General features: G+C 70.2%; 14 protein-coding genes and 1 pseudogene. 8 read left to right on the forward strand and 7 right to left on the reverse strand.

Annotated elements, in window-relative coordinates; genetic code table 11:
• Nucleotides 1–46: 46 nt before the first annotated feature.
• Nucleotides 47–460, reverse strand: a pseudogene (locus ACIQHQ_RS36670) (molybdopterin-binding protein).
• A 74-nt stretch (nucleotides 461–534) separates the two neighbouring features.
• Nucleotides 535–930: a molybdopterin-binding protein gene (locus ACIQHQ_RS36675; protein WP_402620942.1), complete on the reverse strand. Its 396-nt coding sequence runs from the start codon at nucleotides 928–930 to the stop codon at nucleotides 535–537.
• A gap of 128 nt (nucleotides 931–1058) precedes the next feature.
• Here ACIQHQ_RS36675 and ACIQHQ_RS36680 point away from each other — a divergent pair, with 128 nt between their 5' ends.
• The gene (locus ACIQHQ_RS36680) at nucleotides 1059–1652 is read left to right on the forward strand and encodes a DUF1707 domain-containing protein (RefSeq protein ID WP_402620945.1); all 594 of its coding nucleotides are present in this window, start codon (nucleotides 1059–1061) and stop codon (nucleotides 1650–1652) included.
• Between the two features lies 1 nt (nucleotide 1653).
• Here ACIQHQ_RS36680 and ACIQHQ_RS36685 read toward each other — a convergent pair whose 3' ends face one another.
• Entirely contained in the window at nucleotides 1654–3633 is a 1980-nt protein-coding gene (locus ACIQHQ_RS36685; protein WP_402620948.1) for an amino acid transporter, read from the reverse strand.
• Between the two features lie 421 nt (nucleotides 3634–4054).
• Here ACIQHQ_RS36685 and ACIQHQ_RS36690 point away from each other — a divergent pair, with 421 nt between their 5' ends.
• The 4 genes from ACIQHQ_RS36690 (at nucleotide 4055) to ACIQHQ_RS36705 (ending at nucleotide 8298) form a co-directional block, all read left to right on the forward strand.
• The gene (locus tag ACIQHQ_RS36690; RefSeq protein ID WP_402620951.1) at nucleotides 4055–5347 is read left to right on the forward strand and encodes an extracellular solute-binding protein; all 1293 of its coding nucleotides are present in this window, start codon (nucleotides 4055–4057) and stop codon (nucleotides 5345–5347) included.
• 6 nt (nucleotides 5348–5353) lie between these two features.
• On the forward strand, nucleotides 5354–6352 hold the full coding sequence (locus tag ACIQHQ_RS36695) for a carbohydrate ABC transporter permease (protein ID WP_402620953.1): 999 nt from the start codon (nucleotides 5354–5356) through the stop codon (nucleotides 6350–6352).
• Nucleotides 6353–6426: 74 nt separating this feature from the next.
• Entirely contained in the window at nucleotides 6427–7191 is a 765-nt protein-coding gene (locus ACIQHQ_RS36700) for a carbohydrate ABC transporter permease (RefSeq protein WP_237524362.1), read from the forward strand.
• A 57-nt stretch (nucleotides 7192–7248) separates the two neighbouring features.
• Complete coding sequence (locus tag ACIQHQ_RS36705) at nucleotides 7249–8298, forward strand: endo-1,4-beta-xylanase (protein ID WP_402620956.1); 1050 nt, start codon at nucleotides 7249–7251, stop codon at nucleotides 8296–8298.
• Nucleotides 8299–8359: 61 nt separating this feature from the next.
• Here the strand turns inward: ACIQHQ_RS36705 and ACIQHQ_RS36710 are convergent, their stop codons facing one another.
• The 3 genes from ACIQHQ_RS36710 to ACIQHQ_RS36720 all read right to left on the reverse strand — a co-directional run bounded on the left by ACIQHQ_RS36710 (nucleotide 8360) and on the right by ACIQHQ_RS36720 (nucleotide 10801).
• Complete coding sequence (locus ACIQHQ_RS36710; protein WP_402620959.1) at nucleotides 8360–9385, reverse strand: LacI family DNA-binding transcriptional regulator; 1026 nt, start codon at nucleotides 9383–9385, stop codon at nucleotides 8360–8362.
• A 208-nt stretch (nucleotides 9386–9593) separates the two neighbouring features.
• Complete coding sequence (locus ACIQHQ_RS36715) at nucleotides 9594–9797, reverse strand: DUF5999 family protein (RefSeq protein WP_030835828.1); 204 nt, start codon at nucleotides 9795–9797, stop codon at nucleotides 9594–9596.
• Nucleotides 9798–10216: 419 nt separating this feature from the next.
• Nucleotides 10217–10801: a hypothetical protein gene (locus ACIQHQ_RS36720; RefSeq protein ID WP_402620962.1), complete on the reverse strand. Its 585-nt coding sequence runs from the start codon at nucleotides 10799–10801 to the stop codon at nucleotides 10217–10219.
• A 542-nt stretch (nucleotides 10802–11343) separates the two neighbouring features.
• Between ACIQHQ_RS36720 and ACIQHQ_RS36725 the strand changes: the two genes are divergently transcribed.
• Nucleotides 11344–12861 (forward strand): glutamate-cysteine ligase family protein, encoded by a 1518-nt coding sequence (locus ACIQHQ_RS36725; RefSeq protein ID WP_402620965.1) that lies wholly within the window; start codon nucleotides 11344–11346, stop codon nucleotides 12859–12861.
• Nucleotides 12862–12929: 68 nt separating this feature from the next.
• Complete coding sequence (locus ACIQHQ_RS36730; protein WP_402620968.1) at nucleotides 12930–13730, forward strand: CPBP family intramembrane glutamic endopeptidase; 801 nt, start codon at nucleotides 12930–12932, stop codon at nucleotides 13728–13730.
• A 50-nt stretch (nucleotides 13731–13780) separates the two neighbouring features.
• Here ACIQHQ_RS36730 and ACIQHQ_RS36735 read toward each other — a convergent pair whose 3' ends face one another.
• Nucleotides 13781–14599 (reverse strand): PhzF family phenazine biosynthesis protein, encoded by an 819-nt coding sequence (locus ACIQHQ_RS36735; protein WP_402620971.1) that lies wholly within the window; start codon nucleotides 14597–14599, stop codon nucleotides 13781–13783.
• A gap of 166 nt (nucleotides 14600–14765) precedes the next feature.
• Here ACIQHQ_RS36735 and ACIQHQ_RS36740 point away from each other — a divergent pair, with 166 nt between their 5' ends.
• Entirely contained in the window at nucleotides 14766–15401 is a 636-nt protein-coding gene (locus ACIQHQ_RS36740; RefSeq protein ID WP_402620974.1) for a PadR family transcriptional regulator, read from the forward strand.
• The last annotated feature ends 53 nt before the right edge of the window (nucleotides 15402–15454 follow it).

Genomic DNA, 15454 nt, shown 5'->3' on the forward strand with positions numbered 1-15454 from the left:
GAGGGGCTCCGCGGTGCGGGGCCCCTCCCGCCGTTCACCGCCGCCTTCACGCGGAGGCGAGCGCCACTTCGGTCGCCTTGAACAGGGCGGCGACGGGGCTCCCGGGCGAGCGTGAGGTCGTCCGCGGCGCCCCTGGTGATCATGACGGTCGGCTCGCCCTCCTCGACCGTGACGCGGACGGACGCCATCGCGTCGCCGGCTGTGATGCCCGTGACCGTACCGGGGAGCCGGCTGCGGAGCGGCAGGCCCTCGACGGGGCCGTGGCCGGCGAGATCTCCGTGGACTTGGTCAGGGCGCCCACGGCGGTGCCCGGGGCGGGACGGAGGCCTGAGCCGCTACACGGGTGATCGCCGCGGTGAGGTCCCGGCGGACGGTGAGGCGGACCCTGACCGTCGCCATGGCCTGACCGGGGCCGACGGGTGACGGTACCGGTGAGCTGGTTGCGGATGCTCAGGCTCACGGGTGCACGCCAGTCCGGCGGTCCCGTCGAGCCGGGGACGCTCGGGCTTGCGTCGGCTGCGGTCACTCCCGGGCTCAGACGCGGTCGATGTGAACGTTCGTCGACTTCACGCGGGCCGTCGCCTCCATGCCGACCTCGAGGCCCAGTTCCTCCACCGCCTCGCGGGTGAGCAGCGAGACGAGCCGGTGCGGACCGGCCTGGATCTCCACCTGGGCGGCGACGTCACCGAGCTTGATCGCGGTGACGATGCCGGGGAAGGCGTTGCGGGCCGAGGTGTACGGGGTGTCCTCTTCGGCAGCGCCGGACCGGGCGAGTCCGGCCGAGAAGGCGGCCAGGTCCCGTCCGTCGATGACGCGTCGCCCGGCCTCGTCGCGGTGGGTCGTGATGCGGCCCGCGTCCGCCCAGCGCCGCGCGGTGTCCGGGCTCACGCCGAGCAGTCGTGCTGCCTGGCCGATCGTGTAGGACTGCATGCCGGTCACGATAGGGGTGAGGACAGGGAACGGCGGATGCGGGGTTGGCCGTTGGGTATAACGCGATATAGCGTTAGTGGTCGAGCGGGCGGGCCGGGCGGCGCGCCCGGGAGATCGGGGGTGGAGTGATGGCGGCCGAGATCGCGCGGTCCGGTGGATCGCCCGAGGTGAGGGCGTCGCACGCGGACCGGGACCGGACCGTGGACATGCTGCGTGTCGCCGCGGGCGACGGCCGCCTGACCCTGGAGGAGCTGGACGAGCGGCTGGAGGCCGCGCTGTCCGCCCGCACGATCGGCGAGCTCGTCGTGCTGACGGCGGATCTGCCCGCGCCGGCCGGCCAGGCGCCCGTAGGGGCGGAGGACGTCGACCGGATCCGGCAGGAAGGGGCCTCGACCCGGCGTGGCGACGGCTGGACGGTGCCGCGGCGGCTGGAGATCCGTTCGGCGTGGGGCGAGGTGACGCTCGACCTGACCGACGCGGTGATCACGCACGACACGCTGGACATCGACCTGGACCTGCGCGCCGGCGCCCTGAAGCTGCTGACCCGGCCGGGTGTCGTGGTGGACACGGGCGGTCTGGTGCTGCGCTACTCCGAGATCAAGGCCCGCCGGCCGGCCGACGCTCCCGTCCTGCTGCGAATACGGATCACGGGTGCGATCCACTACGGGCAGGTCGTGGTGCGCCCGCCGCGCAGGGTCCTCGGCCGCAGAGCGACCGCCTGACTCAGCCCACGTGCACCCTCGGCCGCCGCTTCCGGTCCGGCTCCGCCTCGCGCAGGACCTCACGGGTCACCGGGGCGACCTCGCCCTGGCCGAACAGGAAGAAGCGCAGCAGGTTGGCGAAGGGCCCGCCCTCGGTCCACTCGAAGTAGATGTGCGGGATGCGGCCCGTCGCGTCGCGGACATACAGCAGGAGCGCGGCCAGGGCGTTGGGAATGGAGGACGACTCCAGGGTGAGCACCCGATAGCGGCCGTGCAGCACCTCGCCGCGTACGGTCAGGCCCGCTTCGAACTCGGACGGGTCGGTGACCGTCACCTCGACGAAGACGAAGTCCTCCTGGCCGGGTACGTCGTTGTCGTGCCGGATCTGCTCGATCTTGTCGCGGTACTCCGTGAGGTCGCGCCGGTCGGGCTCGTTGGCGATGAACCGCATCCGGCGGCCGGACAGGTCCCGGACGAAACGCTCCGCCGTGTCGTCCAGCGTCACACCGGTCACGCGCAGTTCGAACGCCCGGGCCAGCCGTGACAGCAGGGACACCAGGATGATGCCGGCGATGAAGCAGGCGCCGATCTTCACACCGTCCGGGCGCTCGATGACGTTGAGCACGGTCGTGTAGAGGAACACCGCGGAAATCACGGCGAAGGCGATGGTCCAGTTCCGCTGGCGGGCCTTGCGGGCGGCGATGGTCACCGCGATCGCGGCGGAGCTGATGAGGATCAGCACACCGGTGGCGTATGCGCCGCCCTGGGCGTTGACGTCGGCGTCGAAGATCCACGTCACCAGAAAGGCGACCAGGGTGAAGACGATGACCATGGGCCGTACCGCGCGGGCCCAGTGCGGGGCCATGCCGTAGCGGGGGAGATAGCGCGGCATCAGGTTGAGTAGGCCGGCCATCGCGGAGGCGCCGGCGAACCACAGGATGGCGATCGTGGAGATGTCGTAGACGGTGCCGAAGGTGTTGCCCAGGTAGTCGTGCGCCAGGTAGGCGAGCGCACGGCCGTCGGCCTGGCCGCCCGCCTCGAATTCCCTCTCCGGAATGAGGAGGGTGGTGATGAAGCTGGTGCTGATCAGGAACACGCTCATGATCAGTGCGGCCGTGGTGAGCAGCTTCTTAGTGTCGCGGGTGCGGCCGGCCGGCCGTGCCTCCGTGTCGTCGGGGTCGCCCTTGACGTGCGGCATCACGGCGACGCCCGTCTCGAACCCGGAGAGACCGAGGGCCAGTTTCGGGAAGACCAGCAGGGCGACGCCGATCATCGCGAAGACGTTGCTGTGCTGGGCGGTGAGGGCGCTGGACCAGTCGGCGACCGCATGACCCGCGGTGACGACGTGACAGAGGCCGACGATCACCACGACCACGTTCAGCGCGAGGTAGGCGCCGACGAGGGCGACCGCCACGCCGACCGCCTCCAGGAAGCCCTTGAGGAACACGGCGCCCAGAAGGGCCACCAGGACCAGGGTGATCAGCATCTGCCGGTCGTGCAGGACGCCGGTCAGATGCGGGTTCTCCACGAGGTGGGTGGAGGCGTCGGCGGCCGACAGGGTGATGGTGATGAGGAAATCGGTGGCGGCGAAGCCGAGGAGGGTCAGGACGAACAGCTTGCCCTGCCAGAAGGAGAGCAGCCGTTCCAGCATCGCGATCGAGCCCTCGCCGTGGGGGCTCTCCTCGGCCACGCGGCGGTAGACGGGCAGGGCGCCGGCCAGCGTGACGACGACCAGGACGATGGTCGCGACCGGAGACAGCAGGCCGGCGGCGAGGGCCGCGATGCCGGGCTGGTATCCGAGGGTCGAGAAGTAGTCGACACCGGTCAGGCACATCACCCGCCACCAGGGCTGACCCCGGTGCGGGGACCCCGGTTCGGCGTGGGGCCCGGTGTGGCCGCCGCTCTTGCCCATGTCGGACAGCCCTTCCAGCATCCAGGCACGCAGGCGGCCGGGTGGCGTGGGCTCAGGGCGGCTCGGTGCCGGGTGCTCGGTGGTGGCCATCGACGTGCTCCCGATGTGCGGTTCAGCGTGTTTCCGGCCATCACTGGGCGGCCCGATCAGCGTAAGCGGAGCGTGATGCCGTGGCCCGAGGATGAGAGGGCTGGGAGCGTCAAGCTTCCGTTAAGTCTGCCCGCCGGGGCCGCCGCATCTGTGGAAAGGCGAGCTGAGAGTGGGGGACGGCCCTGCGCCGCGGAGGGCGGCGCCGATCCGGCGGCCAGTCGACGGCCACCGTGTGTGATGGCCATCACCCCGTCCGTAACGTTCGTCTGGAACTTCGAATGTTTCGCATCCTTCGTCCGGTGCATGCATCGGGTGAAAGATTCCCCCTGCCCAAGGGGTTGCCACCGTTTGGCTGCTGTCTCTAGGGTGCGGCATCAACGAAGCTTTCTGGATCTCATTCGAAACTTTCGAGGAGCGCATGATGGGCGACCCCGCACTGTCCCGCCGCGGCTTCCTGGCGGCCTCCGCCGCGGCCGGTCTGGGGATGACGGCACTGACCGCATGCGGCGGGGAGTCGGACGGAGGGGCGTCGGGGACGACCACGATCGAGTGGTGGAACATCTCCACCACTCAGCCCTCCAAGGATGTCTGGGCCGCCCTCGCCCGGAAGTTCGAGGCGCAGAACCCCAAGGTCAAGATAAAGATCGTCCAGATGGAGAACGACGCCTACAAGTCGAAGATGACGGCGCTGACCGCTTCCGGGAAGCTGCCCGACATCTTCCACACCTGGGGCGGCGGTGTGCTGAAGCAGCAGGTCGATGCCGGTCTCGTCGAGAACCTCACGGACCGCACCAAACCGTGGGGCGAGGCCCTGCTGCCGGTCGCCAGGGAGCCGTACCTGATCGACGACCAGGCCTACGGCGTCCCGTTCGATATCGGCATGATCGGCTTCTGGTACAACAAGGCGCTCTTCGAGAAGGCCGGCATAGCGGAGCCGCCGGCCACCTGGGACGGCTTCCTCGACGCCGTACGCAAGCTCAAGGCCGCCAAGGTCACCCCGCTGGCACTGGCCGGCAAGGAGAAGTGGCCCGGCATGTACTACTGGGCCTACCTGGCGATGCGCACCGCCGGCGCCGAGGCGCTCCAGAAAGCCTACGAGGCCAAGGACTTCACCGGTGCGCCCTTCGTCGAGGCAGGCGAGCACCTGAAGGAACTCGTCGGCCTCCAGCCGTTCCAGAAGGGATACCTGGGCGCCGCCTACTCCACCCCCACCGGCCAGGCCGCCACCGTCGGCAACGGCAAGGCGGCGATGGAGCTCATGGGCCAGTGGGCCCCGACGGTGCAGGCCGACGCGGGCAAGGGCCTCGGCAAGGACCTCGGATTCTTCCCGTTCCCCGCGGTCGAGGGCGGCAAGGGCGCCCTCACCGAAGTGTTCGGCGGAGGCGGTGGGCACGCACTGCGCCGGGGTGCCCCGCAGGAGGCCGTCGACTTCCTCAAGTTCTTCGCGTCCGAGGCCACCGACCTCGAACTGGTCAAGAAGACCGGTGTCCTTCCCGTGGTGCCCGCGGCCGAGAGCGCCATCGCCGACCCCAACATCAAGGCCGTCCAGGCCCAGTTGAAGGCGGCGACCGGCTTCCAGCTCTACCTGGACCAGGCGTACGCGCCCGCCGTCGGCCAAGAGGTCAACGACAGCGTGGCCGCGCTCATCGCCGGCTCCAAGTCGCCCGGGCAGGTCGCCCAGTCGATCACGAAGACCGCGAAGGAAGAGCAGTAACCGGCGATGACCTCCACGTTCCTGCCGGACAAACGGACCGGTACCGGCGTCGGTGTCCCGCCCCCGGCCGCGGACCCGCCCACCGGGCGGTCCCGGCGGCGCGCGCTGCACTGGCTCACCGCGGCCGGCTTCCAGCTCCCGGCCCTGGTGCTGTTCACAGGGCTCGTGCTGCTGCCGATGCTGTTCGCCCTGTACGCCGCGTTCTTCCGCTGGGGCGGCTTCGGCATGCCCTCCGACTACATCGGCGGCGAGAACTTCATCCGGCTCTTCCAGGACGACGTCTTCCTCGGCGACCTGTGGCGCTGCCTGGTCCTCGTGGTGCTGTCGATCGCCGTCCAACTGCCGTTCGCGCTCGCCATGGCCGTCCTGCTCAACCAGCGGATGCGCGGGCGGGCGGTGTACCGGATGCTGTTCTTCGCCCCGTACGTCCTGTCGGAGGCCATCACCGGAATCCTCTTCGGCATGATCTTCGCCCCGGACGACGGTTTCGCCGACCAGGTCCTCGGCAGGATCGGGCTGGAGGGGCTGGGCGGTGAGTGGTTCGCGGATCCGTCCACCGTCATGGCGACCCTGTTCCTGGTGATGACCTGGAAGTACTTCGGCTTCCACATGATGCTGTACCTGGCCGGACTCCAGGCCGTCCCCCGGGAACTGACCGAGGCGGCGCTCATCGACGGGGCGAGTGCCTGGCAGCGGTTCCGCAACGTCACCCTGCCACTGCTCGCGCCCACCCTGCGCATCAGCGTGTTCCTGTCGGTCATCGGGGCGATCCAGCTCTTCGACCTGGTGTGGGTCACCACCGCGGGCGGCCCCGACCACCACTCCGAGACCATGGCCGTGACCATGTTCCAGTACGGCTTCAAGCGCTACCAGGTCGGCTACGCCAGCGCGATCAGCGTGGTCATGTTCGGCATCAGCCTCGTCTTCGCCCTCGCCTACCAGCGGTTCGTCCTCCGGCGCGACCTGGAAGGAGCCACCACGACCATGCGGGGTGACGCAAAGTGACTACCCGTCAGAAGACCCGTCGGGGCGGCAGCACCTGGGGCCTGCACCTCGTGCTGACCGTCGTCGGAGCGGTCATGGCCGTCCCCCTGCTCTACGCCGTGCTCTCCGGCTTCAAGTCCACCGACGAGCTCTCCCGCAACCCGGTCGGTCTGCCCGAGTCGTGGGTGACCTCCAACTACACCCAGATCCTCGGCTCGGGGGACTTCTGGCGGCTGATCGGCAACAGCACGCTGATCGCGGTGGGCACGACCGTCTTGATCGTCGCGGTCTCCGCCCTGTCGGCCTTCTCCTTCGCGCGGTTCGCCTTCCGGGGGCGCGAGGCGCTGTTCACGCTGTTCACCATGGGGCTGATGTTCCCGTTCGCGGTGGCGGCCCTGCCGCTGTTCCTGCTGCTGCGCTCCCTGGACCTGCTGGACAACCCGCTCGGCGTGATCCTCCCGCAGGCCGCCTTCGGACTGCCGATGACGATCATCATCCTGCGGGGCTTCTTCCGGCAGATTCCCGGCGAGCTGGAGGAGGCGGCCACGCTCGACGGGTGCAGCTCGTTCGGCTTCTTCTGGCGGGTGCTGCTGCCCATGGCGCGGCCCGCGCTCGGCACCGTCTCCGTGCTGGCCGTCGTCACCAGCTGGAACAACTTCTTCCTGCCGCTGCTGGTGTTCACCGACGCGCAGTGGTGGACGCTGCCGATCGGCGTCCAGCAGTTCCAGGGGCAGTACTCCGCGGAGTACGCCAAGGTCTTCGCCTATCTGGTGCTGGCCATGGTCCCCGCCCTCGCGTTCTACTCCGTCGCCGAGCGCCAGCTCGTCGGCGGCCTCACCGCCGGCGCCACCAAGGGCTGACGCGCGCCGCGAATGTACGGCTCTGTTCTCCCCGTTCCTGTCGTGAGGAGTCGCACCATGCGCAAGAACCGTCTGAGACTCGTCGGCGCCGTCACGGCGCTCCTGGTCGCCGCAGGCATCGGCGCCGGCACGCCCGCCCAGGCGGGTCACCAGCAGCCCACGCTCGCCGACCTCGCCCAGCGGCACGGCCGCTACTTCGGCAGCGCCACCGACAATCCCGAACTCGTGGACGGGCCCTACAAGGCCCTGCTCGGCAGCGAGTTCGACCAGACCACACCCGGCAACGGCATGAAGTGGTACGCCACCGAGCCCCAGCAGGGCGTGTTCGACTTCTCCCAGGGCGACGAGATCGTGAATCTCGCACGGGCCAACCGGCAGAAGGTGCGCGGCCACACCCTGGTCTGGCACAGCCAGCTGCCCGAGTGGATCACGGGCAGGGAGTGGACGGCCCCGGAGCTGAGAGCCGTACTGAAGAAGCACATCCAGACCGAGGTACGGCACTACCGGGGCAAGGTGTTCGCCTGGGACGTCGTCAACGAGGCGTTCAACGAGGACGGCACGTACCGGGAGTCGGTCTTCTACAAGACGCTCGGGCCCGGCTACATCGCCGACGCGCTGCGCTGGGCGCACCAGGCCGATCCACGCGTCAAGCTGTACCTCAACGACTACAACATCGAGGGGATCGGCCCGAAGAGCGACGCCTACCACCGGCTGGCCAAGGAGCTGAAGGCCGCGGGCGTCCCGCTGCACGGCATCGGCCTGCAGGCCCATCTGGCCCTGCAGTACGGCTATCCGGACACCCTGGAGGACAACCTCCGCCGCTTCTCCCGGCTCGGCCTCGACACCGCCCTCACCGAGGTCGACATACGGATGCAACTGCCCGCCACCGAGGAGAAGCTGGCCCAGCAGGCCCGGTGGTACGCCGACCTGACCGAGGCGTGCCTGGCGGTCCGCCGGTGCGTCGGCATCACGCTGTGGGACTACACCGACAAGTACTCGTGGATCCCGGCGGTCTTCCCGGGCGAGGGCGCGGCCCTGCCGTGGGACGAGGAACTGCGGCCGAAGCCCGCGTACTTCGCGCTGCGTGAGGCGCTCGGGGGGCGGTAGCGGGGGTGGGCGGCGCCCTGCCGGACAGGGGGTGGCGGGGCGCCGTTCCTCGTACGGGAGCTCAGGCCGGTGGTGCGGTGCTCGCCCGTACCACCAGGTCGGTGCCCAGCTCCACGCGCGGTGAGTCCGGCTGCTCGTCGCGGGTCAGCCGGAGCACCGTGCGCACGGCCAGTTTGCCCATCTCGGCCAAGGGCTGGCGGATCGTCGTCAGGGGAGGGGCAGACCACCGGACTTCCGGGAGGTCGTCGAAGCCGACCACGCTCATGTCCTGCGGCACCCGCAGCCCGCGCCGGCGCAGTGCCTCGATCGCGCCGAGTGCCATCTGGTCGCTGGCCGCGAACAGGGCGGTCGGCGGCTCGGGCAGGCCGAGCAGGGTGGCGCAGGCGGTGAAACCGGACTCGGGGTGGAAGTCGCCGGTGACCACGAGGGACGCGTCCGGCGTGATGCCGGCGCGCTCCAGGGCCGCGCGGTAGCCGTCCAGCCGGGCCCGGGAGCACAGCAGGCGGGGCGGGCCTGCGATCAGGCCGATCCTGCGGTGGCCGAGGGACAGCAGGTGCTCGGTGGCCGCCAGGCCGCCCGACCAGTTCGCGGCGCCGATCGTGGGGGCGTCCAGGGAGGGCGACCCCGCCGGATCGACGACCACCAGGGGTACGCCGAGGATCCGCAGCTCTTCGTGCAGCGTCGGGTCCAGGGCGGAAGTGACGAGGATGACGCCGTCGGAGGCGCGGGCCCTCAGGTTGCGCATCCACTCGCGGGCGTCCCCCGACCGCCCGTGGATGGCCGACACCACCGTGCCGACCCCGGCCGCGTGCGCGACCTCCTCGACCCCCCGGATGATCTCCACGGCCCAGGGACTGTCGAGGTCGTCGAAGACCAGGTCGAGCAGGGCGGCACGGGTCCCGGGAGTCGCGGGGCGCTTGCGGTAGCCGTGCCGGCGCAGCAGGTCCTCGACGCGGGCCCGGGTCTGCGGCGACACGTCGGACCGGCCGTTGACGACCCGGGACACGGTCGGTACGGACACGCCGGCCTGCCGGGCGATCTCCGTGATCGTGACCTTGCTTCCGGCATCGGCCTCACGTGCTCCCACTTGCCCCACCTCCGTCGACGGATGACCGCGGAACTTCAGGAGTCTTCCGGAAGACGGGCACCTGTGGGAAGCGTACGAGCCGGAACGGGGCGTGGCCGCGGGTGACGGAAAGTGACGACTCCCGGACATGCGCCGGGGCCGGTGCGCGGGGTGTTCCGCGGCCGGCCCCTCCTTCTCTGCCGGCGGGGCGTCACCCCGCCCAACGGCCTCAGGCGGCCGTCATCACCTGGCCCGCGAGCGGACGGTGCGGGGCGATGGCCCGACCGTCCGGCAGGAGCTCGCCGGTGTCCTCGAAGAGCACCACGCCGTTGCACAGCAGGCTCCATCCCTGCTCCGGGTGGTGCGCCACGAGGCGGGCGGATTCCCGGTCGGCGGAGTCGGCTGAGGGGCACTGGGTCTGGTGCTGGCACATGGGTGGGATCTTTCGCTGGGTAGAGATGGACGATGAGGCTGCGTCGGCTGAGTCGGTCGTGTCTGTTCCGCGGCTAGAAGTGTCGTTCATGGCCGCCCCCCGTTGTGATAAGTCGTTGGAACCCAGTGTTGCCCCACGGGCGTCGATCCGCAGGGATTTCGCGGCACCGCTTCTCACAGGTTCATGACGCATCACCCGCGTGGACAGTTCATCCCAACTGAGCCGTCCCTTCGGGTGGTTCGCGGTGGCCGGATAGGGCTAGTCCGCTCGGGGTGTCGGCAATTCCGGCTCGTACGAGCCACGAAGTGCTCTTAAGAGCGATCGTGTGAGCGAAAAGACGTTCGTGTGAGCGGGCGAGTGCCAAAAGGACGACCCCGCCGCCGAAATGCGGCGACGGGGTACGGGCCACTCGTGGCTCTTCAGGCGGGCGAGCCGAGCAGTCTGGTGGGAGCCGCCCGGTGGGTCAGCACCGGAAGCAGTTCGTCGACGCGGTGCGGGCGGTGGGCCGCGATGCCGGGAGGCGCGGGCGCCAGCGGGACGAGCAGGTCGGTGGCGGCGGGGTGTCCGGCGGCACCGTCCGCGGTGCAGTCCTCGTGCAGCCAGAGCGTCAGCATGTACAGGCCGGGCACCGACAGCAGGCGGGGCTGGTACGGCTGCGGCAGCGTCTCCGCCTGCCGCAGGGCGCGCTCGGTGGAGGTGATGTACGGACCCTCGAAAAAGTGCGAGAAGGCCCAGCCGTCGGGAGTCAGCATGGTCTCCGCCGCGGCCACGGCGCGGTCGCCGCAGCGGATCAGGAAGCGCCACCCGGCCAGCCGGGTCGCGGAGACACCCTCGGCGGTGACGTGGTCGAGAACGTGCACGGGCAGCGGGAGCTCGGGTGTGGCGGGTCCCTGCGTGCCGAGCAGGGAGGGAGTTCGCGCCTCGCGGACCGCGGTGGGAGAGGAGAGCGCAGTCAGGACGGAACGGAGTGCGGGCGCGGGAGCCGGAGGGACATGCAGCGGCATGGTGGGTCGCCTCTCATTCAAAGGCACGGTGGCGCGAGGGCGGGGGCGGACGGCGCTGTCAGCTCACGAGGGTCAGAAGGGCGGGGGCCGGGTCTTGAACGAGAGGGGGGTGGGGTCCCGCGTCGCCTCGGCGGCAGGATCCATCGACCGTGGGCGCCAGCCTTCTGCCTTGTTCGCGGAGTTTATACGACACGGGTTCAGACTGTGTTTCGTCTAGCCGTTTCCGGTGAGTAGAACAAGGGTACATTCGGTCGGCGATACGCGAGAATCATCCCGATTCCAGTGAGGGTGCGCGGCGATGACCTCGGTGAATGTCCGCGAGCCGGTCGGCGTATTCTTGTCGGCGTTTTTCACGAGTTCGCGAGATCCGAAACCTGTCCGGTGCGCCATGCCGAGTGAATGTGCCACCGGTCACACATGGCCAGCGTAGCGGCCGACGGACCCGTCCGGGACGTTATCGATCGCTTTTGCTGGGCATCCTCCACCTGACCGGGACCCAGGCAGCCGGATCCCGGCCCGCACCACCGAGAAGGGACGCTTCGATGGGGGAGAAGGTCGTGGCAGGCCGGTTCGACCTGTCCGATCGCCAGCGCTACCGCGACAAGCTGCGTCAGTGTCTGACGGGCTTGGAGCGACTCCTGGCGGAGAAGCGGTTCGATCGCCCCCAGAACCTCATGGGGCTGGAGATCGAATTGAATCTCGCAGGCGCCGACGGCATGCCGAAAATGTTGAACGGGCAAGTCCTCGAACGCATCGCGAGTCGCGATTTCCAAACAGAACTCGCCATGTTCAACCTGGAAGTGAACATCCCCCCACACCGTCTGGGGGGCCGGGTATTCGATCGGCTCGCGGAGGAACTCCGTACGTCGCTGGCATATGCCGACCGAAAAGCGGGCGAGGTCGACGCCGGTATTGTGATGATCGGTATTCTGCCGACTCTGGACCGTGACGACCTGGTGTCGTCGAACCTCTCCGACGTCGACCGCTACACCCTCCTCAACGATCAGATCGTGGCCGCCCGCGGCGAGGAGTTCACCCTCGACATCGACGGGGTGGAGCACCTGAGCTGCACCTCGAAGTCCATCGCGCCCGAGGCCGCCTGCACCTCCGTGCAGCTGCACCTCCAGGTCACCCCGGCCCGCTTCGCCGACGTGTGGAACGCGGCCCAGGCGGTCGCCGCCGCGCAGATCGCCGTCGGCGCCAACTCGCCCTTCCTCTTCGGCCGCGAGCTGTGGCGTGAGTCGCGGCCTCCGCTGTTCCAGCAGTCCACCGACACCCGCCCGCCCGAGCTCCAGGCCCAGGGCGTGCGGCCGCGCACCTGGTTCGGGGAGCGCTGGGTCACCTCGGCGTACGACCTCTTCGAGGAGAACCTGCGCTACTACCCGGCCCTCCTGCCGATCTGCGACGACGAGGATCCGCTGAAGGTCCTCGACCAGGGCGGCACACCCTCGCTCAGCGAACTCGTCCTGCACAACGGCACGATCTACCGCTGGAACCGCCCCGTCTACGACATCGCCGACGGCGTCCCGCACCTGCGCGTGGAAAACCGCGTCCTGCCGGCCGGTCCCACCGTCGTCGACGTCATCGCCAACGCGGCCTTCTTCTACGGTGTCGTGCGCGCGCTCGCGGAGGAGTCCCGGCCGGTGTGGTCCCGGCTGCCCTTCGAGGCGGCCGCCGCCAACTTCGACGCCGCCTGCAAGGACGGCATCGACGCCCGCTTCACCTGGCCCCGGCGCGGCCGCTACAGCGGCACCGCCGAGGTCGACGCCGTGAGCCTGATCCGTGACGAGCTGCTGCCGCTCGCCGAGGCCGGGCTGGACGCCTGGGGTGTCGAGCCGGCCGACCGCGATCTGTACCTGGGCGTGATCGAGGAACGGTGCCGCCGCCGGGTGAACGGGGCGAGCTGGCAGGCGGCCACCTTCCACAAGGCACTGGACGCCGGCCTGTCCCGGGAGGACGCCCTGGCCGCCACGACCCGGCGCTACCGCGAGCTGATGCACAAGGGAGAGCCGGTGCACACCTGGCCGGTGGGGCTGCCGGAGCCGGTGTCGCTGGGATGACGCCGCCGCCGGGGTGACATTCCGCTGCCGCCATACTGATCCGACAGGTCGGTGAAGTGGAGGCGGGTGTGCAGGCGGAGGCGAGCCCGGTGGGCGATTCCATTCCCCAGCAGGGGCTCTCACGGCGGATGCTCCGCCACGAGACACTGCTCGTCCTCGCGCTCTCGCTGGGCGCGAGCGGAGTGTCCGCTCTGATCAGCTTCGTCGGGTCGGTCACCAAGCCGGGCGGGCTGAGGGACCAGGCGGCCACGATGAACGCCTCGGCCGCGCCCGGCCGGCCCTGGCTCGACCTCGCCTGGCAGCTCTTCGGCATCACCACGGCCCTCGTGCCCGTCGCGCTCGTCGCGCACTTCCTGCTGCGCGAGGGCGCGAGCCTGCGCACCATCGGCTTCGACCGCACACGCCCCTGGCCCGACCTCGGACGCGGAGCGGCGATCGCGGCCGTCATCGGCAGCACCGGCATCGCCTTCTACCTCGCCGCCCGCGGTCTCGGCTTCAACCTCACCGTGGTGCCCGAGGCGCTGCCCGAGGTGTGGTGGAAGTACCCGGTGCTGATCCTCTCCGCGATCCAGAACGCCGTGCTGGAGGAAGTGATCGTCGTCGGCTATCTGCTGCGCCGCATGGGTCAGCTGGGCTGGACTCCGACGGCGGCGCTGGCCGGCAGTGCCGTGCTGCGCGGCTCGTACCACCTCTATCAGGGCATCGGCGGCTTCATCGGGAACATGGTCATGGGCGTCGTCTTCGTCCACCTCTACCGCCGCTGGGGGCGCGTCGGCCCGCTCGTGGTGGCCCACTCGCTGCTCGACATCGGGGCGTTCGTCGGATACGGGCTGCTGGCGGGCAAGGTGGGCTGGCTGCCGACGGCCTGAGGCGGTGCGGGAGGGGGCGTACGACGGTGTCGTACGCCCCCTTACTCGTCTCAAGCCATCAGGTCGCCCTCGATGACGGTGACCGCCCTGCCCGTCAGCAGGGTGCGCTCGCCCCGCAGTTCCGTGCGGACGCGGCCGGAGCGGGGTGAGGCCTGGAGTCCGGTGAGGCCGGGACGGCCCAGGCGCTCGGACCAGAACGGGGCGAGTGCGGTGTGGGCGCTGCCGGTCACTGGGTCCTCGTCGATGCCGACGTTCGGGAAGAAGCAGCGCGAGACGAAGTCGTAGCCCCGGGCCGGGTCCTCGGCCTCGGCGGTGGCGATGACGCCGCGCTCGCAGTGGGCGGCGAGGGCCTTCAGGTCGGGGCGGAGGGCATGCACCGCCTTCTCGTCGGCGATCTCGACGAGCAGGTCGCCGACGTTCGGGCCGGTGTCGTAGACGGTGAGCGGCTCGGTGCCGAGGGCCTCGGCGATGCCGCGGGGCGGGTCGAGGCGGGTGAGCGGGGCTGTCGGGAAGTCCATGGTGACGGAGCCGTCCGCGGCGGGGGTGGCGACCAGGACGCCGCTGCGGGTGGCGAACCGCACCGGGCCCTCGTGGGCGCCGGTCGTGTGCAGGACGTGGGCGGTGGCGAGGGTCGCGTGGCCGCACATCGCGACTTCGGTGGCCGGCGTGAACCAGCGCAGCGCCCAGTCGGCCCCGGCGCTCTCGGGCAGCGGGTGGGCGAAGGCGGTCTCGGCGTGGTTGACCTCCAGGGCGACGTTCTGCAGCCAGGTGTCGTCCGGGAAGGCATCCGCGTCGGTCAGGAGCAGGACCCCGGCCGGGTTGCCGGCGAAGGGGCGATCGGTGAAGGCGTCGACGATTCGGATCCGCATGGCGCCGACGTTAGGGCTCCGCCGAAGCCGCAGGCCAAGGCCAATTCGCGAGTGGCGGCCTGGTTCCGTCGGCCGGGTTCCGCGAGCAGATCCTTGCCAGCCCAGCACTACCGATATATCGTTGAAGCATCGCGACAGATCAACGATGGAATGGAGAGTGGTTGCGATGCGTACCCACGGATTCGAGCGTGGACATGGAAACGGCGGCCCCCACCACGGCCGGGGCGGCTTCGCGGGGATGCGTGCGGCCTTCGGTCCCTTCGGGCCCGGCGGCCCGGGTGGACCCGGCTGGGGCGGACCCGGTGGGCCGGGCTTCGGCCCGGGCCCCTGGGGCGGACGGGGGCGCGGGGGACCGAGAGGAAGGGCGCGGCGCGGTGACGTACGCGCCTCGATCCTGACCCTGCTGAAGGACCGGCCGATGCACGGCTACGAGATGATCCAGGAGATCGCCGAGCGCAGCGGCGGAGCGTGGAAGCCCAGCCCCGGCTCGGTGTATCCCACCCTCCAGTTGCTGGAGGACGAAGGGCTGATCGTCAGCGCCTCCGAAGGCGGCAAGAAGCTGTTCTCGCTCACCGAGGCGGGTCGCGAGGCGGCCGGGGAGGGGCCCGAGGCCCCCTGGGAAGAGGCTTCCCGCGGGGTCGACTGGGAGGCCCTCGGTGAGATCCGCCAGGCCGGCTTCGGTCTGATGGAGGCCTTCGGCCAGGTCTGGAAGACCGGCAGCAAGGAGCAGCGCGAGAAGGCGCTCGGCGTCATCAACGAGGCCCGCAAGAAGCTGTACCTCATCCTCGCCGACGAGGACTGAACCGCGCGGGACACGAGGCACCCCCGGATCCCTCCGGGGGTGCCTCGGCGTGC

Origin of the sequence: Streptomyces sp. NPDC092370 (assembly GCF_044755265.1) — a bacterium.
Taxonomy (GTDB): Bacteria; Actinomycetota; Actinomycetes; order Streptomycetales; family Streptomycetaceae; genus Streptomyces.

Bases quoted from the DNA above. Each gene is read 5' to 3' on its own strand.
- ACIQHQ_RS36675 (WP_402620942.1), bottom strand. From the start codon at position 930: ATGCAGTCCTACACGATCGGCCAGGCAGCACGACTGCTCGGCGTGAGC.
- ACIQHQ_RS36680 (WP_402620945.1), top strand. From the start codon at position 1,059: ATGGCGGCCGAGATCGCGCGGTCCGGTGGATCGCCCGAGGTGAGGGCG.
- ACIQHQ_RS36685 (WP_402620948.1), bottom strand. From the start codon at position 3,633: ATGGCCACCACCGAGCACCCGGCACCGAGCCGCCCTGAGCCCACGCCA.
- ACIQHQ_RS36690 (WP_402620951.1), top strand. From the start codon at position 4,055: ATGGGCGACCCCGCACTGTCCCGCCGCGGCTTCCTGGCGGCCTCCGCC.
- ACIQHQ_RS36695 (WP_402620953.1), top strand. From the start codon at position 5,354: ATGACCTCCACGTTCCTGCCGGACAAACGGACCGGTACCGGCGTCGGT.
- ACIQHQ_RS36700 (WP_237524362.1), top strand. From the start codon at position 6,427: ATGGCCGTCCCCCTGCTCTACGCCGTGCTCTCCGGCTTCAAGTCCACC.
- ACIQHQ_RS36705 (WP_402620956.1), top strand. From the start codon at position 7,249: ATGCGCAAGAACCGTCTGAGACTCGTCGGCGCCGTCACGGCGCTCCTG.
- ACIQHQ_RS36715 (WP_030835828.1), bottom strand. From the start codon at position 9,797: ATGTGCCAGCACCAGACCCAGTGCCCCTCAGCCGACTCCGCCGACCGG.
- ACIQHQ_RS36720 (WP_402620962.1), bottom strand. From the start codon at position 10,801: ATGCCGCTGCATGTCCCTCCGGCTCCCGCGCCCGCACTCCGTTCCGTC.
- ACIQHQ_RS36725 (WP_402620965.1), top strand. From the start codon at position 11,344: ATGGGGGAGAAGGTCGTGGCAGGCCGGTTCGACCTGTCCGATCGCCAG.
- ACIQHQ_RS36735 (WP_402620971.1), bottom strand. From the start codon at position 14,599: ATGCGGATCCGAATCGTCGACGCCTTCACCGATCGCCCCTTCGCCGGC.
- ACIQHQ_RS36740 (WP_402620974.1), top strand. From the start codon at position 14,766: ATGCGTACCCACGGATTCGAGCGTGGACATGGAAACGGCGGCCCCCAC.